This is a genomic window from Plantactinospora alkalitolerans (assembly GCF_015690345.1).
GTDB lineage: Bacteria > Actinomycetota > Actinomycetes > Mycobacteriales > Micromonosporaceae > Plantactinospora > Plantactinospora alkalitolerans.
Window position 1 is genome coordinate 1 of record NZ_JADPUN010000053.1, and the last position, 20,332, is coordinate 20,332.

General features: G+C 70.8%; 21 protein-coding genes. 9 read left to right on the top strand and 12 right to left on the bottom strand.

What is annotated here, in order from left to right:
• Nucleotides 1-631: MmpS family transport accessory protein (locus I0C86_RS03265; RefSeq protein ID WP_196199686.1), on the top strand; the 631-nt coding region annotated here is incomplete at its 5' end.
• Between the two features lie 41 nt (nt 632-672).
• Complete coding sequence (locus I0C86_RS03270) at nt 673-1,848, top strand: pyridoxal phosphate-dependent aminotransferase (protein ID WP_196199701.1); 1,176 nt, start codon at nt 673-675, stop codon at nt 1,846-1,848.
• Here the strand turns inward: I0C86_RS03270 and glmM are convergent.
• From glmM to I0C86_RS03305, 7 genes are all read right to left on the bottom strand, one after another.
• Complete coding sequence (gene glmM / locus I0C86_RS03275) at nt 1,845-3,203, bottom strand: phosphoglucosamine mutase (protein WP_196199687.1); 1,359 nt, start codon at nt 3,201-3,203, stop codon at nt 1,845-1,847. The two genes, I0C86_RS03270 and glmM, sit on opposite strands and share 4 nt — an antisense overlap.
• Nucleotides 3,204-3,316: 113 nt before the next feature.
• Complete coding sequence (gene rpsI / locus I0C86_RS03280) at nt 3,317-3,769, bottom strand: 30S ribosomal protein S9 (protein ID WP_196199688.1); 453 nt, start codon at nt 3,767-3,769, stop codon at nt 3,317-3,319.
• 20 nt (nt 3,770-3,789) lie between these two features.
• A complete protein-coding gene (gene rplM / locus I0C86_RS03285; RefSeq protein ID WP_196199689.1) occupies nt 3,790-4,233 on the bottom strand; it encodes a 50S ribosomal protein L13 in 444 nt (147 codons plus the stop codon).
• Nucleotides 4,234-4,494: 261 nt separating this feature from the next.
• Nucleotides 4,495-5,970: a nitrate/nitrite transporter gene (locus I0C86_RS03290; protein WP_196199690.1), complete on the bottom strand. Its 1,476-nt coding sequence runs from the start codon at nt 5,968-5,970 to the stop codon at nt 4,495-4,497.
• 112 nt (nt 5,971-6,082) lie between these two features.
• The gene (locus I0C86_RS03295) at nt 6,083-6,376 is read right to left on the bottom strand and encodes a type II toxin-antitoxin system PemK/MazF family toxin (protein ID WP_196199691.1); all 294 of its coding nucleotides are present in this window, start codon (nt 6,374-6,376) and stop codon (nt 6,083-6,085) included.
• The gene (locus I0C86_RS03300; protein WP_196199692.1) at nt 6,366-6,623 is read right to left on the bottom strand and encodes a DUF6364 family protein; all 258 of its coding nucleotides are present in this window, start codon (nt 6,621-6,623) and stop codon (nt 6,366-6,368) included. The genes I0C86_RS03295 and I0C86_RS03300 overlap by 11 nt, the downstream gene beginning before the upstream one ends.
• Before the next feature lie 32 nt (nt 6,624-6,655).
• Nucleotides 6,656-7,357 (bottom strand): class I SAM-dependent methyltransferase, encoded by a 702-nt coding sequence (locus I0C86_RS03305; RefSeq protein WP_196199693.1) that lies wholly within the window; start codon nt 7,355-7,357, stop codon nt 6,656-6,658.
• 276 nt (nt 7,358-7,633) lie between these two features.
• Here I0C86_RS03305 and I0C86_RS03310 point away from each other — a divergent pair, with 276 nt between their 5' ends.
• From I0C86_RS03310 to I0C86_RS03340, 7 genes are all read left to right on the top strand, one after another.
• On the top strand, nt 7,634-9,808 hold the full coding sequence (locus I0C86_RS03310; protein WP_196199694.1) for a molybdopterin oxidoreductase family protein: 2,175 nt from the start codon (nt 7,634-7,636) through the stop codon (nt 9,806-9,808).
• Nucleotides 9,809-9,869: 61 nt separating this feature from the next.
• Nucleotides 9,870-11,336 (top strand): FAD-dependent oxidoreductase, encoded by a 1,467-nt coding sequence (locus I0C86_RS03315; RefSeq protein WP_323373440.1) that lies wholly within the window; start codon nt 9,870-9,872, stop codon nt 11,334-11,336.
• Nucleotides 11,333-13,912 carry a nitrite reductase large subunit NirB gene (nirB, locus tag I0C86_RS03320; protein WP_323373441.1) on the top strand — a complete coding sequence of 860 codons (2,580 nt, stop codon included), beginning with the start codon at nt 11,333-11,335 and terminating at the stop codon, nt 13,910-13,912. The genes I0C86_RS03315 and nirB overlap by 4 nt, the downstream gene beginning before the upstream one ends.
• 2 nt (nt 13,913-13,914) lie before the next feature.
• The gene (gene nirD / locus I0C86_RS03325) at nt 13,915-14,283 is read left to right on the top strand and encodes a nitrite reductase small subunit NirD (protein WP_230393482.1); all 369 of its coding nucleotides are present in this window, start codon (nt 13,915-13,917) and stop codon (nt 14,281-14,283) included.
• Entirely contained in the window at nt 14,283-15,371 is a 1,089-nt protein-coding gene (locus I0C86_RS03330; RefSeq protein ID WP_196199695.1) for a uroporphyrinogen-III synthase, read from the top strand. Before nirD ends, I0C86_RS03330 begins: the two co-directional genes overlap by 1 nt.
• A gap of 446 nt (nt 15,372-15,817) precedes the next feature.
• Complete coding sequence (locus I0C86_RS03335) at nt 15,818-16,837, top strand: ABC transporter substrate-binding protein (protein ID WP_196199696.1); 1,020 nt, start codon at nt 15,818-15,820, stop codon at nt 16,835-16,837.
• 96 nt (nt 16,838-16,933) lie between these two features.
• Entirely contained in the window at nt 16,934-17,710 is a 777-nt protein-coding gene (locus I0C86_RS03340; RefSeq protein WP_196199697.1) for an ABC transporter permease, read from the top strand.
• Nucleotides 17,711-17,778: 68 nt separating this feature from the next.
• Here the strand turns inward: I0C86_RS03340 and I0C86_RS03345 are convergent, their stop codons facing one another.
• From I0C86_RS03345 to I0C86_RS03365, 5 genes are all read right to left on the bottom strand, one after another.
• Nucleotides 17,779-18,498: an SDR family oxidoreductase gene (locus tag I0C86_RS03345; protein WP_196199698.1), complete on the bottom strand. Its 720-nt coding sequence runs from the start codon at nt 18,496-18,498 to the stop codon at nt 17,779-17,781.
• A gap of 78 nt (nt 18,499-18,576) precedes the next feature.
• Complete coding sequence (locus I0C86_RS03350; RefSeq protein ID WP_407676259.1) at nt 18,577-19,221, bottom strand: GTP-binding protein; 645 nt, start codon at nt 19,219-19,221, stop codon at nt 18,577-18,579.
• Entirely contained in the window at nt 19,202-19,570 is a 369-nt protein-coding gene (locus I0C86_RS03355) for a DUF742 domain-containing protein (protein ID WP_196199699.1), read from the bottom strand. The genes I0C86_RS03350 and I0C86_RS03355 overlap by 20 nt, the downstream gene beginning before the upstream one ends.
• Before the next feature lie 63 nt (nt 19,571-19,633).
• Nucleotides 19,634-20,044 carry a roadblock/LC7 domain-containing protein gene (locus I0C86_RS03360; RefSeq protein WP_101368105.1) on the bottom strand — a complete coding sequence of 137 codons (411 nt, stop codon included), beginning with the start codon at nt 20,042-20,044 and terminating at the stop codon, nt 19,634-19,636.
• On the bottom strand, nt 20,041-20,332 hold a 292-nt coding region (locus I0C86_RS03365; RefSeq protein WP_196199700.1), incomplete at its 5' end, for a hypothetical protein. The genes I0C86_RS03365 and I0C86_RS03360, both read right to left, overlap by 4 nt.

A 20,332-nucleotide genomic window follows, 5' to 3' on the forward strand; every position in this document is an offset into this window, starting at 1 on the left:
ACCCGGGCCCGACCCGTACGGTGCCACCCCCGGTTACCCGGGCTACCAGCAGGGCCAGCCGGGCTACCAGCAGGGCCAGCCGGGCTACCAGCAGGGCCAGCCCGGCGCTCCCGGTGGGCCGTTCCCGCCCGCACCGCCCAAGAAGAGCAACAAGACGATGATCACCGTGATCGTCGCGATCGGGGTGGTTCTGATCCTCGGCGCCTGCGTCGGGATCTGCCTCGGTCCGTTCGCCGCGATGGACCGGCTCCGGGACAGCCTTGAGGACAGCCAGGGCTTCGACCCGCCGGAGATCACCTCGGTGCCGGAGACCCCCGGACTCCCCGGCGGCGACACCGGCAACTCCGGCAGCAGCCAGACCGTGGTCTACGAGTTGTCCGGCTCGGGACGTGTCGCGCTGTCGTACACCGACCAGTCCGGCAAGCCCACCCACGGCTCATCGGTCGACCTGCCGTGGAAGAAGGAGGTCAAGATTCCGGCGAACCTGCCCAAGATCCTGACCGCGATCCGGATCGGCAACGGCTCCGGAGACATCACCTGCAAGGTCACCATCGACGGACAGCAGGTCGCCACCAAGACCGGCAGCGGTGATTTCGCGACCGTCACCTGCTCGCGGTTCAGCACGGGTTGAGCCGGAACGGAACGTCTAGGGTGACGGGGGTGACGACGACGATGGACCCCGATCCCCTGGTACGCCGGATGCGCCCGTTCGGCACCACCATCTTCGCGGAGATGTCGGCGCTGGCGGTGCGCACCGGCGCGGTCAACCTCGGTCAGGGCTTCCCGGACAGCGACGGCCCCGCCGAAATGCTGGCCGCGGCGGCCGACGCGCTGCGCGGCGGCCAGAACCAGTATCCGCCCGGTCCCGGCATTCCGGCTCTGCGCTCGGCCATCGCCGAGCACCAGCGCCGGTTCTGGAACCTGGAGTACAACCCGGACGGCGAGGTGCTGGTGACCGCCGGGGCGACCGAGGCGATCGCCGCCGCGATCCTCGGACTGTGTGAGCCGGGCGACGAGGTGGTCTGCTTCGAGCCCTACTACGACTCGTACGCGGCCTCGATCGCGCTGGCCGGCGCGGTCCGCCGACCGGTGACGCTCCGCCCCGCCGACAACGGGCGGTACGCGTTCGACCCGGCGGCCCTGCGCGCCGCGTTCGGCCCCCGTACCCGGCTGGTACTGCTCAACTCGCCGCACAATCCGACCGGCAAGGTCTTCGACGCCGCCGAACTGGCGCTGATCGCCGAACTGTGCCAGGAGTACGACACCTACGCGGTCACCGACGAGGTGTACGAGCACCTCGTCTTCACCGACGCCGACTCCGGACACGTCCCGCTGGCTCGCCTGCCCGGCATGTGGGAACGCACCCTGCGGGTGTCCTCGGCCGGCAAGACGTTCTCCTGCACCGGCTGGAAGGTCGGCTGGGCCAGTGGGCCGGCTCGACTTGTGGCCGCGACGATGCGGGTCAAGCAGTTCCTGACCTATGTCAACGGCGCGCCCCTGCAACCGGCGGTCGCGGTGGCGCTGGCCCTGCCGGACGGCTACTACGACGGGTTCCGGGCCGATCTACAGGCCCGGCGGGACCAGCTCGTCGCCGGGCTGACCGAGGCCGGTTTCGGGGTGCTTTCCCCGGAGGCCACCTACTTCGTCACGACCGACATCACCGCGCTGGGTGGTCGGGACGGGATGGAGTTCTGTCGCGCGCTGCCGGAGCGCTGCGGCGTGGTGGCCGTACCGACCCAGGTCTTCTACGACGATGCGGAGGCGGGGCGGCGGCTGGTCCGGTTCGCCTTCTGCAAGCGACCGGAGGTACTGGCCGAGGCCGTCACCCGACTCCGGTCGCTGGCCTAGGCCGGCACGGGACTGGCGTTCCGCACCTCGACCGCGATCCGCTCGGCCACTTCCTGGGCCAGCTGCACCGTCGGCGCCTCGACCATCACCCGGACCAGCGGTTCGGTGCCGGACGGCCGGAGCAGCACCCGGCCGGTCTCGCCCAGTTCCGCCTCGGCCCGCTCTACGGCGGCGAGCACCGCCGGCGCTCCGGCCCCGACGGTACGGTCGGCAACCGGGACGTTGATCAGCACCTGCGGCAGCTTCGTCACCACAGCGGCAAGCTCGGCCAGCGTCCGTCCGGTGGCGGCCACCCGGGACATCAGGTGCAGGCCGGTGAGGATCCCGTCGCCGGTCGTGGCGTACGCGGGCAGCACCACGTGCCCGCTCTGCTCGCCGCCGAGCGCGAATCCGGAGGCCCGCAGCTCCTCAAGCACGTACCGGTCGCCGACCTTGGTCTCGATAAGCCGGATACCCTCGGCCGACATGGCCAGCCGCAGACCCAGGTTGCTCATCACGGTCGCGACCAGGGTGTCCTGGGTCAGCGTCCCGGCGTCCCGCATCGCCAGGGCCAGGATCGCCATGATCTGGTCCCCGTCCACCTCGGTGCCGTCGGCGGCGACCGCGACGCACCGGTCGGCGTCGCCGTCGTGCGCGAGGCCCAGGTCCGCCCCGTGTTCCAGCACCGCGGCCCGGAGCGCGTCGAGGTGGTTCGACCCGCACTCGTCGTTGATGTTGAGGCCGTCCGGCTCGGCGTGGATCGAGATGACCTCGGCGCCGGCCTCCTGGTACGCGACCGGGGCGACCTCCGATGCCGCGCCGTTCGCGCAGTCGACGACGACCTTCAACCCTTCGAGCCGGTGCGGGACCGTGCCGACCAGGTGCTGCACGTAGTGTTCGGCGCCGTCGAGCAGGTCGTGGACCCGGCCGACCCCGGCCCCGGTCGGGCGCTGCCAACCGGCGGTGCCGTTCGCCTCGACGGCGGCCTCGATCCGCAGCTCGACCTCGTCGGGCAGCTTGTGCCCGCCGGCCGCGAAGAGCTTGATCCCGTTGTCCGGCATCGGGTTGTGCGAGGCGGAGAGCATCACCCCGAAGTCGGCCTTGGCCTCGCCGACCAGGTATGCCACTCCCGGCGTCGGAAGCACCCCGACCCGGATCACGTTCGCGCCGGCGCTGGTCAGCCCGGCCACCACCGCGGCCTCCAGCATCTCGCCGCTGGCCCGGGTGTCCCGGCCCACCACCGCGAGCGGTGGATGACTCCGGTCCTGCTCGGCCAGGGTGTGCGCGGCCGCCACCGCGACCGCGAGTGTCAACTCGGGGGTGAGGTCAGCGTTCGCGCGTCCGCGTACACCGTCAGTGCCGAACAGCCGCCCCATGCGCGAAACCTCCGGAGAGCGCACCGATGGAAAACAGAATGGCCGGAAAGCGCCACCGCATGAGGGGGCGGTTTCCGGCCATTCCAATCAGACGTACAAGATGTGGTCGCTGATCAGCGCTTGGAGTACTGGGGCGCCTTGCGAGCCTTCTTGAGACCGTACTTCTTGCTTTCCTTCTCCCGGGCGTCCCGGGTGAGGAAGCCGGCCTTCTTCAGGGCCGGACGGTCGTCGGGGTCGTTCGTGATCAGCGCCCGGGCGATGCCCAGCCGCAGCCCGCCGGCCTGACCGGTGGTGCCACCGCCGCGCAGGTTGGCGATGATGTCGAAGGTCTCGACCTTCTCGGCCGTCACCAGCGGCTCCTTGATCAACTGCTGGTGCACCTTGCTGGGGAAGTACGCCTCCAGCTCGCGACCGTTGCAGGTGATCTTGCCGGTGCCGGGAACGATCCGGACCCGGACGATGGCCCGCTTGCGGCGGCCCACGGTCTGGATAGCGCGGTCGCCGCGGGGTGCCCGGACCACCGGGGCGGGCGCCGGGGACTCCGCGGTCTCGATGGTGTCGGTCATGCTGCTTCCTTCGTCCGCGCTCACTGCGCGATCTGCTTGATCTCGAACGGCACCGGCTGCTGCGCGGCGTGCGGGTGCTCGGCGCCGGCGTAGACCTTCAGCTTCCCGATCAGCTTACGGCCGAGCTTGTTGTGCGGGAGCATGCCCCTTACGGCCAACTCGATGGCGCGGTCGGGACGCGAGTTCAGCAGGTCGTCGTAACGGACCTGCTTGAGGCCACCCGGGTAGCCGGAGTGCCGGTAGGCGATCTTGGTCTGTCGCTTGTTGCCGGTCAACGCCACCTTGCTCGCGTTCACGATGACGACGAAGTCACCGGTGTCGACGTGCGGCGCGAAAGTCGGCTTGTGCTTGCCCCGCAGCAGCGTGGCGGCGTGGGTGGCCAGACGGCCCAGCACGACGTCTGACGCGTCGATGACGTGCCACTGACGCTCGATTTCACCCGGCTTCGGGCTGTACGTACGCACAGGTCTACCTTGTCTCGTCGTCGGTCTGGGGTCGCGCACCGGTCACCAGGCACGCACAAACGACCAAGCGTACCTGAGCGGCACGCCTTCGGCTGTCACGTGAAAAACTTGGTTGTCACACAACAGCAGGCAACGATACCCGCTCCCCTGCTCCGGGGTCAAAACGCACATCCCCAGCGCTCCGCGCGGCAGCCCCGCAGCCTCGGCACACGTTAACAGGGGACCCTTCCTATACAGAAAACGATAACAAGGGGCCCTTCCTTACACCCCGGTGAGGCGGTGGCGCGACGGGCGCAGGTACACCACCCAGGTGATCACCAGGCAGACGGCGTACCAGGCGATGAAGGCGAGATAGGCGGCGTCCGCCGTCTGGTAGGTAAGGAACGACTGCCGGAAGGCGATGTTGACCAGCACCCCGCCGAACGCACCGACCGCGCCGGCGATGCCGATCAGCGCTCCGGAGAGCCGCCAGGCCCGCCGCTCCGCCGCCGCGGCGTCGAGGGTCCCGGCGCTCACCGCCAGTGTCGCCTTGGCCCGGAAGATCGCCGGGATCATCTTGTACGTCGATCCGTTGCCGATGCCGGAGAAGACGAAGAGTCCGATGAACCCGATCAGGTAGAGCGGCAGCGAGCGCTCCCGGGACGCGAAGTACACCAGCCCGGCGCCGGCCGCCATCGCCGCGAAGTTGACAAGGGTCACCCGGGAGCCGCCGAACCGGTCGGCCAGCCAGCCCCCGACCGGCCGGATCAGCGAGCCGACCAGCGGTCCGAGGAAGGTCAGGTAGGCCGCGTCGATCGGCGTGGCGAACTGCTCCTTGAACTGGACCTGGAGCACCTGTCCGAAGGCGAAGCCGAACCCGATGAACGACCCGAAGGTGCCGATGTAGAGCAGGGACATGATCCAGGTGTGCGGGTCGCGGGCCGCCTCCCGCATCGCCCCCTTCTCGTTCCGGACCCCCCGGATGTTGTCCATGTACCGGGCCGAGGCGAGCGCGGCGAGCACGATCAGCGGGAGGTAGACGGCCGGAACCAGGCGTGGGTACGCCGCTCCCGCCGTCGCCAGCACCGCCAGCCCGACGAGCTGGACGGCGGCGACCCCGATGTTGCCGCCGCCGGCGTTCAGCCCGAGCGCCCAGCCCTTGAGCCGCTGCGGATAGAAGAGGTTGATGTTCGCCATCGACGAGGCGAAGTTGCCGCCGCCGACCCCGGCGAGGCAGGCCAGCACCAGCAGCGTGCCGTACGACACCCCCGGCTCGATCAGGATCGCCATCGGGACCGCCGGCAGGAGCAGCAGGCACGCGCTGACGATGGTCCAGTTCCGCCCGCCGAACTTCGCCACCGCGAGGGTGTACGGCAACCGCAGCACGGATCCGAGCGCCGTCGGTACGGCGGTCAGCATGAACTTCCCGGCCGGGTCGATGCCGTACTCCGGGCCGAGGAACAGCACCATCACCGACCAGAGGCTCCATACCGAGAAGCCGATGTGTTCGGAGGCGATCGAGACGATCAGGTTGCGCCGGGCGATCGGGGCGCCGGTGCTGCGCCAGAAGGCCGGGTCCTCCGGGCGCCAGTCGTCGAGTTGGTGCCGGCCCGATCTCCCCGCCCCGATCGGGGCGTCGGGGCCGGGTCCGAGTCCGGTGCCGCGGCCGTTGCCGGTGCCGACCGCCGCCGGGGCGGTGGCCGTGCTGTCGGTATCGAAGGCGGCCGGTGTGCCTGTGGGGACGGCGGTGTTCGTCATGTCGCCCGAAAGTAGGGCCGGGTGGTTTCCCGGCCGTTCGCGCTCGGGGTCGGGCCGGCAACGGACGGCGCACGGCGCACTCCGCGCGGTAGTGAGATCCGCCCCGGAACGCTCAGAGGCCCTGCAGGATCCGTAGCGCCCGGCTCACCCGGAACATGGCGTCGGCGTCGGCCGCACCAACGTACTCGGTGAACCACTTCTTCATCGGCGAGGAGAGCCGGTCGGGCATCACCGCGAAGTCGCCCATGGCGACCGCGAGCGGAGAGTCGCGCAGCAACCCTTCGTCGACCACCTCCGCGACGATCACGATCGGTACGTCGGTGGCGTTGTAGACGTCGGAACTGACCACCAGGCCGAGCCGGGACCGCGCTCCGTCGATCCGCCAGATCTCGCCCCTACGCAGCACTCGGGCGCCTGCCGAGGAGTGCCGCGTCGACCATCGCAGCCTCCTGGGCGTCGGCGAGCGCGGCGGTCTCGATGTCCAGACGTGCCCGGCCGACGGCCGCCGCGTGCGCCGCGAAGACCTCCCGGAGCGCCTTCTCCCGGGCGGCCTGATCGATCCAGGCGGAAAGCGACATGCCGTCGCGTTTCGCGTACTGTCGCGCCTCTTCGATCGTCTCGTCCGAAAACGAGAGCGTCACCTTGGCAGTCATGCCGTTCAGCCTACCGGCGGTATGACCGGTGGTCATTCCAGCTCGCGCCGGCCGCCGAACACGGCGAACCGCCACGACTTGTAGAAACAGTCGACACCCACGAAGCCGGCCTCGACCAGCCATCGGCGCTGGTCCGGCACGGGCACCGGGCGGCCGTGCCGCATCCGCTCCCGGGCGCCGGCGATCTCCGCCTCGGTCGCACCGAGCGCGGTGACCTGGGCCAGCCACACCTCGTCGTAGCGGTGGTCCAGGTCGGGGGTGGCCCCGGCCACCTGTTCGGCGTTGACGAACACCCCGCCGGGGACCAGCACCTGCCGGATCCGGCGGTAGAGGTCCCGCTTGCCGGCGTCGTCGAGGTGGTGGATGGCCAGTGCGGAGACCACCGCGTCGTACGGGCCGGCGGGCAGCGGCGCGGTCAGGTCGGCCACCAGCGTCTCGTGCGGTACGCCGAGCCGGCCGAGTTGTCCCCCGGCGACCGCGAGCATCGCCGGCGCCCCGTCGAGCAGGGTGGGCCGGATGCCCGGTACGGCGGCGCCGAGCAGGATCGACAGCAGTCCCGTACCGGCGCCTAGATCAAGTACGCTAGGAATACGCCCGGAGGCCAGCGCCCGGCGCAGCGGCGGGGCGGCCACCTCCACGGCGGTGCCGTAGAAGTCGTCGAAACACGGCACCAACCTGCGGCAGGACTCGTCGTACGACCCGGCCACGGCTTCGAAGAGCGACACCACCGCCATCGAAGCGCCTCCTGACATACGGAACGTTCTTCTCATTAACGGCGTTCATCTTAGGGCCGCCGCCCGGGTCCCGCGCCAGCCGTCGGAGCCGCTGTACCAACCGGCCCTTGTGGAACGCCCGCCCGGCGTCGCTCCCCCCGGGCCTGGAGATTCACGAACGCCTGCCCCGGCCCGGACGGCGACCGGCTCGCTGCCCCGGATCCGTGTGAGCGGCTCTTGACAGGCCCGAAACAAGAGAGACCCGACCGTGAAACCGGGCGCCGGCACGCTTCGGACATGACAGACGGTGCACAGGCTGCGACGCATTCGGGGGATGTGTCCCAGGAAGTGGCCACGCACTGTCCCTACTGCGCACTGCAGTGCGGCATGACGCTGCGGCGTACCGCCGACCGGGTGGAGGTGCTGCCCCGGCAGTTCCCGACCAACCGGGGCGGCCTCTGCCAGAAGGGCTGGACCGCGGCCGAACTGCTCGACCATCCGGACCGGCTGACCACCCCGCTGGTCCGTGACCGCCCGGGGGCGGAGCTCCGACCGGCGAGCTGGCCGGAGGCGCTGGACCGGGTGGTGAGCGGCATCCGCCGGATCCAGGCCGAGCACGGCCGGGACGCGGTCGCCGTCTTCGGCGGCGGTGGGCTGACCAACGAGAAGGCGTACACGCTGGGCAAGTTCGCCCGGGTCGCGCTCGGCACCCGCAACATCGACTACAACGGCCGGTTCTGCATGTCGTCGGCGGCCGCCGCCGGGATCCGGGCCTTCGGGATCGACCGGGGACTGCCGTTCCCCCTCGCCGACCTCGGTACCGCCGACACCCTCCTGCTGGTCGGCGCGAACGTCGCCGAGACCATGCCGCCGCTGGTCCGCTATCTGATCGAACAGCGGGAGCGCGGCGGCACCCTGATCGTGATCGACCCCCGGGCCACCGCGACCGCCCGGCAGGCCACCCTGCACCTGCAACCCACCCCCGGTACCGACCTGGCGGTGGCCAACGCCCTGCTGCACATCGCCCTGGCCGAGGGGTGGGTCGACAAGCACTACGTCGACGCCCGTACCAGCGGTTTCGAGCAGGTACGCCGGGTAGCCGCGAGCTACTGGCCGGCCCGGGTCGAGCAGTTGTCCGGGGTACCGGTGGCCGACCTGGAGGCGGCGGCGCGGGCGCTCGGCACGGCCGGCCGGACGATCATCCTCACCGCCCGGGGCGCCGAGCAGCACGCCAAGGGCGTGGACACGGTGACCGCCTTCATCAACCTCGCCCTCGCGCTCGGCCTGCCCGGCCGGCCCGGCTCCGGGTACGGCTGCCTCACCGGGCAGGGCAACGGCCAGGGTGGACGCGAGCACGGGCAGAAGGCCGACCAGCTGCCCGGCTACCGCCGCATCGACGATCCGGCCGCCCGCGCGCACGTCGCCGGAGTCTGGGGCGTACGCCCGGAGGAGCTGCCCGGCCCGGGGATATCGGCGTACGAGCTGCTGACCGCGCTCGGCACCCCGGACGGCCCGAAGGCGCTGCTCGTGTTCGGCTCCAACCCGGTGGTCTCGGCTCCCCGGGCGAACCGGGTCGAGAGCCGCCTGCGCGACCTCGACCTGCTGGTCGTCGCCGACTTCGTCCGGTCCGAGACCGCGGCGATCGCCGACGTGGTGCTGCCCACGGCGCAGTGGGCCGAGGAGGACGGCACGATGACCAATCTGGAGGGTCGGGTGCTGCGCCGTCGCGCCCTCCGCCCACCCCCACCGGGCGTACGCACCGATCTGGCGGTGCTCGCCGAGCTGGCCGACCGGCTCGGCACCGGAAGCGACGTCGAGCCGGCGGGCGGCGGCTCGACCGCGCGGGTCGGATCGGCCGGCACCGGCACCGGGCCCCGGTTCCCGGCGGACCCCCGGGTCGTCTTCGAGGAGCTGCGCCGCGCCTCTGCCGGCGGGGTGGCCGACTACGCGGGCATCAGCTGGGAGCGGATCGACGCCGAGGACGGCGTCTTCTGGCCCTGCCCCACGGAGGACGGAGCCGGGACCGCGCGACTGTTCGCCGACGGGTTCCCCACCCCGGACGGGCGGGCCCGGTTTCTGCCGGTGGAGCACCGGGCGGCCGCCGAGGAGGTCTGCCCCGACTATCCGGTCTACCTCACCACCGGCCGGGTGCTGGCGCAGTACCAGTCCGGGGCACAGACCCGGCGGATCGCGCCACTGCACCGGGCCGCACCCGGAGCCTTTCTGGAGCTGCACCCGGACCTGGCGGCCCGGCTCGGGGTCTTGGACGGCGACGAGGTCCTGGTGACCAGCCGTCGGGGCGAGATGCGCGCCCCGGCCCGGCTCACCGGAACGATCCGGCCGGACACGGTCTTCGCCCCCTTCCACTGGGCGGGCCAGGCCCGGATCAACTCGGTCACCAGCGACGCACTCGATCCGGTCTCCCGGATGCCGGAGTTCAAGGTCTGCGCGGTCAGGGTGGAGAAGGCGTGAGCGAACAGGACAGCGAAGGACATCGGTCAGGCGGCAGAGGCGAACGGAACGGGGCGGCGGCGTGAGCGAGTCAGGCAACCGGATCATCATCGTCGGCCACGGCATGGCCGGCGCCCGGTTGGCAGCCGAGCTGCCGGCGCGGGCCGGCGACGCGAAGATCACCGTGCTCGGTGCGGAACAGCACCGCGCGTACAACCGGATCATGCTGTCGAACCTGCTCGCCGGCAAGGTCGACGAGGCCGGGGTGGAGCTGACCGAGGCGGCCGGGCACGGAATCGACGTACAGCCCGGCGTGCAGGTCACCGCCGTGGACCCGGCGGCGCGCACCGTGACGACGAGCCGGGGCGACCTCCTCGGGTACGACCATCTCGTGCTCGCCACCGGCGGACGGGCCCTGGTGCCGCCGCTGCCGGGGCTCGACCGGGACCGGCTGCCGGACCGGGTCGCGGTCTTCCGGACCCTCGACGACTGCCGGCGGATCCTCTCCGTCGCCACCGGAGCGCGCCGGGCGCTGGTGCTCGGCGGCGGACTGCTGGGGCTGGAGGCCGCCCGCGGCCTGGCCACCCGTGGCCTCGACGTCCACGTCGTGCATCCGGTCCGACACCTGATGGAACGACAGCTCGACCCGGCGGCCGGCGCGGTGCTGGCCCGCACCCTGGCCGGGCTCGGCGTCACCGCCCACCTGGAGGTGGCGGCCAGCGCGGTGGACGCCCGCGCCGACGGGGTCACCCTGACCCTCTCCGACGGCCGGGAACTCGACGCCGACCTGCTGGTGCTCTCCTGCGGGGTACGCCCGGACGTGGAGCTGGCCCGGTCCGCCGGGCTGACCGTCGACCGGGGTGTGGTGGTCGACGACCGGCTGCGGACGAGTGATCCGCACATCTCGGCGATCGGCGACTGCGCCCAGCACGCGGGAGTGGTGACCGGGCTGGTCGCACCGGCCTGGGAACAGGCCCGGGTGCTGGCCCAGGTGCTGACCGGGCAGGACGTCCGGGCCCGCTACCGCCCCCGGCCCTCGGTGACCCGGCTCAAGGCGGCCGGCATCGACCTCGCCGCGATGGGGGATCCGGGCCTCGGCCTCGACCCCGGCGTCGAGGAACTCAGCTTCTCCGACCCGGTCCGGGGGACGTACGCGCGGCTGCGGATCGTCGGTGAGCGGCTCACCGGGGCGATCATGCTGGGCGACAACCCGGCGGTCGGCACGGTGATCCAGCTCTTCGACCGGGGCGCCCCGGTGCCGATCGACCGGCGGACGCTGTTGCTGGGCCGCAGTCGCGACACGTCGAGCGCGCCGCCGGTCGAGTCGCCCGCACTGATGCCCGACTCGGCGACGGTCTGCCAGTGCAACACGGTCCGCAAGGGCGCACTGGTGCGCTGCTGGCGGGCCGGGGCGAGATCCATGGACGAACTGGTTGCCGGTACCCGGGCCACCACCGGCTGCGGCAGCTGCCGGGACGCCGTCGAGGGAATCCTCGGCTGGCTGTCCGCGATAGACACCCCCGAGACGGCGGAAGAGGTGGCGGCGTGAACGAGCGAACGAGCCAGCGCGGTGAACTTGTCGTGGTCGGCAACGGCATGGTGGGACAGCGCTTCGTCGAGGCACTGCGGTCCCGGGACGGCGGCGGACGCTGGCGGGTCACGGTGCTGGCCGAGGAGAGCCGGGCGGCGTACGACCGGGTCCGGTTGTCGGCGTTCTTCGACGGGGTCAGCGCCGAGGAACTCAGCCTGCACCAGCCCGACGACGGCGTCGACCTGCGGCTCGGCGAGCCGGTCGTCGCCATCGACCGGGAACGTCGCCGGGTGCGGACCGGTGCCGGCGAGTACCCGTACGACGCCCTGGTGCTGGCGACCGGGTCGTACCCGTTCGTGCCGCCGATCGACGGCGCGTACGTAGACGCGGGCCCGGACGCGATCGGCCCGACGCCGGCGCTGCGGCCGGGGGTCTTCGTCTACCGGACGCTCGACGACCTGACCGCGATCCGCGACTTCGCCAAGGGCCGGCGCAACGGCGCGGTGGTCGGCGGCGGTCTGCTCGGGCTGGAGGCGGCGAACGCGCTGCGCCTGCTGGGTCTCGGCACCCACGTGGTGGAGTTCGCCCCGAGGCTGATGCCGGTGCAGGTCGACGAGGCCGGTGGCGCGATGCTGCGCCGGTACGTCGAGGAACTGGACGTCGTTCCGCATCTCGGGGTGGCCACCACCGCGATCCGGTCCCGGCCGGACGGCGAGCTGGCCGGCCTGACCCTCTCCGACGGTAGTTGGCTTCCCACCGACCTGGTCGTGGTCGCCGCCGGAATCCGTCCCCGGGACGAGTTGGCCCGGGACGCCGGGCTGACCCTGGGCGAGCGCGGCGGGGTACGGGTCGACGCGGGCTGCCGGAGCAGCGACGAGCGGATCTGGGCGATCGGCGAGTGTGCCGCCGTGGAGGGCACCTGCTACGGGCTGGTCGCGCCGGGCTACGCGATGGCCGAGGTGGTGGCGGACCGGCTCGTCGGCGGTACGGCGGCCTTCCCCGGCGCCGACCTGTCCACGAAGTTGAAGCTGCTCGGGGTCGACGTCGCGGCCTTCGGCGACGCGCACGGCACCACCCCGGGCTGCCTGGACGTGACCTTCACCGACCCGGCCACCCGGGTGTACGCCAAGCTCGTCCTCTCCGACGACGCCAGGACCCTGCTCGGCGGGGTTCTGGTGGGTGACGTGACCGCCTATCCGGCGCTTCGGGCCAGCGTGGGCGGTCCACTTCCCGGTCCGCCGCTGGCGCTGCTCGCACCGGCCGGCGACGGCACCGGTACGGGGTCCGGCATCGCCGCCCTGCCCGGCTCGGCCCAGGTCTGTTCCTGCAACGGGGTGACCAAGGACCAGCTCGTCGATGCGATCGCCGAGGGCTGTGTCGACGTGCCGGGGCTGAAGGCGTGCACCCGGGCCGGCACGAGCTGTGGTTCGTGCGTACCGATGCTCAAGCAGTTGCTGGCGGTCTCCGGGGTCAGCCTGAGCAAGGCCCTCTGCGAGCACTTCGCGCACAGCCGGCAGGAGCTCTTCGAGATCATCCGAGTCCGGGAGATCCGTACCTTCTCCCGGCTCGTCGCCGAGCACGGCACCGGCCGGGGCTGCGACATCTGCAAGCCGGCGGTCGCCTCGATCCTGGCCTCGCTCGGCAACGGCTACGTGCTCGACGGGGAGCAGGCGTCGTTGCAGGACACCAACGACCACTTCCTCGCCAACATCCAGCGGGACGGGACGTACTCGGTGGTGCCGCGGATACCGGGTGGGGAGATCACCCCGGAGAAGCTGATCGTCATCGGCGAGGTGGCCCGGGACTTCCAGCTCTACACGAAGATCACCGGTGGGCAGCGGATCGACCTCTTCGGCGCCCGGGTGGAGCAGCTTCCGCAGATCTGGCGCCGGCTGGTCGACGCCGGGTTCGAGTCCGGGCACGCGTACGGCAAGGCGCTGCGGACGATCAAGTCCTGCGTCGGTTCCACCTGGTGCCGGTACGGGGTGCAGGACTCGGTCGGGCTGGCGATCGCCCTCGAACTGCGGTACCGGGGACTGCGCGCCCCACACAAGATCAAGTCCGCCGTCTCCGGCTGTGCCCGGGAGTGTGCCGAGGCCCGCAGCAAGGACTTCGGGATCATCGCCACCGACAACGGCTGGAACCTCTACCTCGGCGGCAACGGCGGCTTCCGGCCCCGGCACGCCGAACTCTTCGGCACCGACCTGTCCACCGAGGACCTGGTCCGGTACGTCGACCGGTTCCTGATGTTCTACATCCGTACCGCGGACCGGCTGCAACGCACCGCTGCCTGGATCGAGGCGCTGGAGGGCGGCCTGGAGCACCTGCGGGCGGTGATCGTGGACGACTCGCTCGGGCTCTGCGCCGAACTGGACGCCGCGATGGCCCGCCACGTCGGGGCCTACTCGGACGAGTGGCGCGACACCCTGGAGGACCCGGACCGGCTGAGCCGGTTCATCTCCTTCGTCAACGCACCGGATGTACCGGATCCGTCGATCACGTTCGAGGTGGAGCGGGGCCAGCCCGTTCCGGCCATGGGAGAACGCCGACCGGTGACGCTCGGCCTCCCGACGACCATGGGGGTACCGAGTTGACTCTGGACACCACGATCAACGACGACGTGCGGTGGACGACGGTCTGCGCGTATCCCCGGCTGGAGCCGGAGCGCGGGGTGGCCGCGCTCGTCGACGGCGAGCAGGTGGCGGTCTTCCGCACCCACGACGGCCAGCTCTTCGCCATCGGCCAGCGGGATCCGATCGCCGGGGCGTACGTGATGGCCCGGGGCATCGTGGGCAGCCGGGGCGAGGCCCCGACGGTCGCCTCCCCGCTGCACAAGCAGGTCTACGACCTGCGGACGGGACACTGCCTCGACGTGCCCGGCGTCGCGGTGCCGGTCTACCGGGTGCGCTGCCGCGACGGCCTGGTCGAGGTGGCACCCGGCCACCGTCCCACCGGGGAAAGCTGATGTCCGAGGAGTTGTCCGGCTTCACGGTCGGGGTGACCGCGGACCGCCGACGCGACGAACTGACCGCGATGCTGGAGCGGCGCGGCGCCCGGGTGGTACTCGCCCCGGCGCTGCGGATCGTGCCGCTGGCCGACGACACCGAACTGCGCGCGGCCACCCGGGCCTGCCTGGACAACCCGCCCGACGTCCTGATGGCCAACACCGGAATCGGGATGCGCGGCTGGCTGGAGGCGGCCGAGGGCTGGGGGCTGGCCGAGCCGCTGCGTTCGGTGCTGTCCCGGGCCTACATCGTCAGCCGGGGGCCCAAGGCCCGGGGCGCGATCCGGGCGGCGGGGCTGCACGACGAGTGGTCGCCGGCATCGGAGAGCTGTGACGAGGTGATCGCGCACCTCCGGCAGCGGGGCGTACGGGGGCAGCTCATCGCGATGCAGCTGCACGGCGAGCGACAGCCCGAGTGCACGGCCGCGCTGGAGGCGGCCGGTGCCACCGTGATCGAGGTACCGGTCTACCGCTGGGCGGCACCGACCGACCCGGCACCGCTGCACCGGCTCGTCGACCTGATCGCCGGGCGGTTGGTGGACGCGGTCACCTTCACCTCCGCGCCGGCCGTCGGAGCGCTGCTGCGGGCCGCGGGGCCCAGTACCGACGCGGTGCTGGACGCGCTGCGCTCCGACGTGCTGGCCGCCTGCGTAGGCCCGGTCACCGCCGCCCCACTGCGCCGGCACGGGGTGCCGGTGATCGCGCCGAACCGGGCCCGGCTCGGTGCACTGGTCCGGGCCATCGTGGACGAACTTCCGCCCAGGGCTATCAGTGTCAAGGTGGCCGGTCACCTGCTGACCCTGCGCGGCCACGCGGCCATTCTGGACGGCGAGCTGCGGCCGCTGGCTCCCGCGCCGATGGCGGTGCTGCGGGCGCTGGCGACCACGCCCGGTCGGGTGATGTCCCGGGCCGCACTGCTGCGCACCCTGCCCCGCGGCGCCGACGAACACGCCGTGGAGATGGCGGTGGCTCGGCTGCGCGCCGGGCTGCGTACGCCGGGCGTGGTGCAGACCGTGGTCAAGCGCGGTTACCGGCTGCCCGTCGACTGATCTAGCAGGTCATTCACTGGTCGTCGACGGATCCAGCAGCGCCATCCTGGGCCATCGACTGACCCGATAGGATTTAGTGGATCATCAACGGGTCCGGTAACGGTCGGATTGCGTCCTTGACTGGTGGGCACCCGGTTGGCAGGGTAGTGCGCGGCGCATCGGCGGATCTCCGCCCACAGCCACGGATCTGCGTACAGAGAACCCCGAATAGGCACGTCGCCGCCCCGGCAGCAAGGAAATCTCGGGTTGCGCCGAGCCCTACTCGCGTTCGCGTCAGGAGGACTGCCGGAAGATCTGTCTAAGCACTACGATCATGACAGATGTCGGTCAATGTGCCCGTGACCAGCCCACCTGCACCCGCAGGAGGGCGGTGAACCACGGACACCGCAAGTTCTCCGTGATGTGCCCGCATCCTGAACGGATTTCTCCTCAGAGGACAGGTAGGAATGACGAGGCGTAAACGCGTACTGGCCGCTGCGGCCCTGGCCACGAGCCTGATGATCTCGGCCGGCTGCTCGGGATCCGACGGCGACTCCGACCCCGGGAAGAACGGCAAGGCACCGGACAAGGTCACATACCTTACCGGGTTCGGCACCGGTGGCCACGACGCCTTCGCATGGGTGGCCAAGGAGAAGGGCTTCTTCACCGAGTCCGGGCTCGACGTCGACGTGCAACTGGGTGCGCCGGCCACGAACAACCAGGGCCTGCTCTCCGGCAAGGCGCAGTTCACCTACAGCGACGTGACCCAGTTGATGATCCAGACCGGAACCAACCAGGTCACCGAGATGCGCGTCATCGCGGCGGTGCACCAGAGCACGCTGGTGGCGATCTTCGCCCCCGAGGGTTCCGGCATCACCCGCCCCAAGGACCTGGAGGGCAAGCGGGTCGGCGTGGCGGCCGGTTCGATCACCAAGACGCTGCTGCCGGCGTACGGCAAGCTCGCCGGCTTCAACGACCAGACCCTCAAGTTCGTGGAAAGCCCGCCGCAGGGCCTGGTGGGTCTGCTCAAGAGCAAGAAGGTCGACGTGCTGAGCACGTTCGTCATCACCCGGAACACGGCCGAGACGGTCACCGGGAAGAAGATGACAGTCCTGCCGCTGACCGACTACCTGCGAGACCTGCTCGGCACCGGCATCACCACCACAGCAGGCTACGCGAAGGACAACCCGGACATCGTCAAGCGGTTCCGGGACGCGTCGCTGAAGGGGCTGCAGTACACGATCGAGCACCCCGAGGAAGCGGCTAAGATCATGAAGGCCAACAACCCGGCCGTCAACGAGCTGGGCGCCGCTGCGGAGATCAAGCTGATGACGCCGTACGTGACGTCCGCACCCGGCGGCGTGGTCGGTGCCCTCGACGAGCAGCGTGCCGCTCGGGCCATCGCCATCCTGCAGGGCGCGGGGCTCATCCCGGGGGGCCTGACCCCGGACAAGGTCATCGACTTCACCGTCGCGCCCAAGGCCTGATCGACGGCGTGCCCGCTTCGGGGACGGCGAGTGGACGTCCACTCGCCGTCCCCTTTTCCCGGAGGAGAACGCGTTGATCCAGCAGGACCGGATTCCATGACGAGCAGGTCGGAACTGTCCCGCAGCTTCAAGATCGGACTGCCCATCGTGGGCACGGTGGTCGCGATCGGCCTGTGGTGGCTGGTGACCATCGTCTTCGGCATCGAGACGTTCTTCCTGCCGTCCCCACCGGACGTCGTCGACGCGTTCTCCCGGGAACCCCACTACCTGCTCGAAGAGGCCTGGGCGACGCTCTGGGTGACACTCGCGGGGTTCGCCGTCGCCGCCGTCGCCGGGATGCTCGGCGGGATGCTCCTGACCGGCTCACGGATGATCGAGCAGGCCACCCTGCCGATGGTCGTGGCGTTCAACGCCGTGCCGAAGGTCTCACTGGTGCCGCTGCTCATCGTCTGGGTGGACTTCGGACCGAGGATGAGGATCTCGATGGTGGTGTTGATCGCGTTCTTCCCGATCCTCGTCTCGACCATGGCGGGACTGACCTCGACACCGGCCGATCTCAACGAGTTCACCCGGTCGCTCTCCGCGTCCCGGCTGAAGAGCTATCTCAAGGTACGGCTGCCGTGGGCGCTGCCCCAGCTCTTCGTCGGACTGAAGGTGGGCATCACCCTCGCCCTGATCGGTACCGTGGTGGCCGAGATCCAGAGCCCGAACGGCGGCCTCGGCTCGATCATCGCGGTCAGCAACCAGTCGGCGGACACCTCGCTGGCGTTCGCCGCGATCGCGCTACTGGCGGTGTTCGGAGTCAGCCTGTTCTATCTGGTGGTCGCCGCGGAACGACTGGCGGTTCCCTGGGCCCGGCACATCTCGACCTGAGTCGGCAGGGCTTCATACTCCGGCAAACTTCCGCCCCGGAGGCCCTCGGGCTTCCGGGGCGGAACGCGCTACACCACCCCGGCGCCGCCGTTGAGGTCGAGGTTCACCGCGTTCACGGCCGGATTCTCCAACAGGAACACCACCGCGTCGGTGACGTCCGCCATCGTGGTCAGCCGGCCCGTCGGGGTACGAGCCGTGTAGGTCTGGTGGATCTCGACCGGCTGCCTGGCCCAGAACGGGCTGTCGGCGACGATGCCCGGATGCAGGGCGTTCACCCGGACCGGCCGAAGTTCGGCGGCGAGAACGTTCACCAGGCCCATCACCCCGGCGTTCACCGTCGAGACGGTTGCCGAGCCCGGAAACGGACGGTCCTTCGAGCCACCGCCGAAGAGCAGGACCGACCCGTCCGTCGAGATCCGCGACTGCAGGGTGTGCGCCACCTCGGTGTAGCCGACCAACTTGACCGTGACCAGGCTGACCGCGCGGTCGATCTGGTAGTCCGAGACCTTGTTCACGTCCCGGACGAACGCGGCGAGGACAAGGTGCTTGACCTCGCCGATCCCGGCGAGTGCGGCGGCGATGCCCTCGGGCTTGGCGAGGTCGACGGCCACCCCGGTGGTGCGGCCGCCGATCTCTGCCGCCACCGCCTCGGTCCGGCCGGCCTCGCGCCCGGTGATGACGACCTCGCGGCCCCGCTTCGCGTAGTGCTCGGCCACGTCCCGGCCGAGGCCGGAGGTACCCCCGACGACGACTACGCAGCCGCCGTCGGGACCGTCGCGCTCTGGCATAGGTCTGTCCCTCTCGTTGTGCAGGATTGAACCGCGAAGCCTCCCCGCGCCCCGGTCAGCCTGCCACTCGACGAGGGGTCAGCCGACCGGCGTAGGCTGCCCCCGCCCGTGCTCCGCCCGCAGCGTCGCCATCGCGTGCTGGACCACGTTCACCAGCACCTGCTTGACCGACTCACGGTGCCGGGCGTCGCACATCACCAGCGGTACGTGAGGCGAGATCGCCAACGCCTCGCGTACCTCCTCCGGCTCGTACTGGGGGGCGCCGTCGAAACAGTTCAACGCCACCACGTACGGGAGGTGCCGGTTCTCGAAGTAGTCCAACGGTGCGAACGCGTCGGCGATGCGCCGCGTGTCGACCAGCACCGCCGCACCGACCGCGCCTCGGATGATCTCGTCCCACATGAACCAGAACCGCGTCTGACCCGGCGTACCGAAGAGGTAGAGGATCAGGTCCTGGGCCATGGTGATCCGACCGAAGTCCATGGCGACGGTGGTGGTCTCCTTGCCCGGCACCTTGGACGGGTCATCGATCCCCACACCGGCGGCAGTCATCACCGCCTCCGTGGTCAACGGGGTGATCTCCGAGACCGCACCCACGAGTGTCGTCTTGCCGACCCCGAATCCGCCGGCAATGACGATCTTGGCGGAGGTGATCCCGCCACCGCCACCGCCACCTCCACCGCCGCGCCGCGACCTTTCCGGGTCATAGCCTGCGAAGTCCACTTAGCACCCTCTCAAGCAGTTCCATCCGCTCCTCGAACGCCTCTGCCGGTGGAGCGGCACTGTGCAGTGTCAGCAGGCTGTCCGCCACCATGTCGGCGACCAGCACCCGGGCGACACCCAACGGCAGCCGGGTGTACGCGGCGATCTCCGCCAGCGACTGCGCCCGGCCCTCGCAGATTGTGGCGATGCGGTGCTTGTCATGACCGGCGAACCGGGACTCGACGACCGCGGCCGGACTCGCCACGAGCACCGCCTCGAGCGCGATGTCCTGACGAGGTTCGGTGCGACCACGGGTGACCGCGTACGGCCGGACGAGCGCTCCCCGTGGGTCCTCTCGTCGTCCGTCCATGCCGTTGTCACCTCCCCGTGGTCGAATTGCCGGTTCACCGAATCCATCTCCGATCAGCCGGTACTACGGACGCGACACAGCCTCGCGCGGGAGCGGCACGAGCGCTGCGCCGACCCGCTCCACGAGGAGCGCCATCTCGTAACCCACCTGACCCACGTCACAGCTCCGGGCGGCGAGCACCGCCATCGAGGAGCCGTCACTGATGGACATCAGGAACAGGTAGCCACTGTCCATTTCGATCACCGTCTGCAGCACGCCGCCGGCACTGAACATCCGTGACGCGCCGTCGGTCAGGCTGACCACTCCCGAGGTGATCGCCGCGAGCTGGTCGGCCCGGTCCGGCGGCAGGTCTCGGGAGGAGGCGAGGAGCAGGCCGTCCGCCGAGACCGCCACGACGTGCGCGATGCCCGCGACGCTGTCGGCGAAGTTACTGAGCAGCCAACCCATATCCTGCATCGCTGCTGGCCTGTTCATCCGCTCGTCTCCTTGATTGAGGTCATGCCGTTCTGCTCGGAACCGGCCGTCCGACCGCGCTGTACGCCACGGTGGTAGGCCGACAACAGACCCCGCACTTCGTCCGGAGTCCGCCGGGTCGGCTCCCGCCCTGCCTTGTTGTCCACGCCGCCGGGTACCAGTTGTGCCTGCGGTACCCGCTTGGGCAGACCGGACCGCGTCGTGCCGGCGGTGGCCGGTTCGGCGGCCCGGCTGGCCCGGGCCCAACCCTCGTCGGCAGCGGTCCGCCAGGCGCCGTCGGGCGCCGAG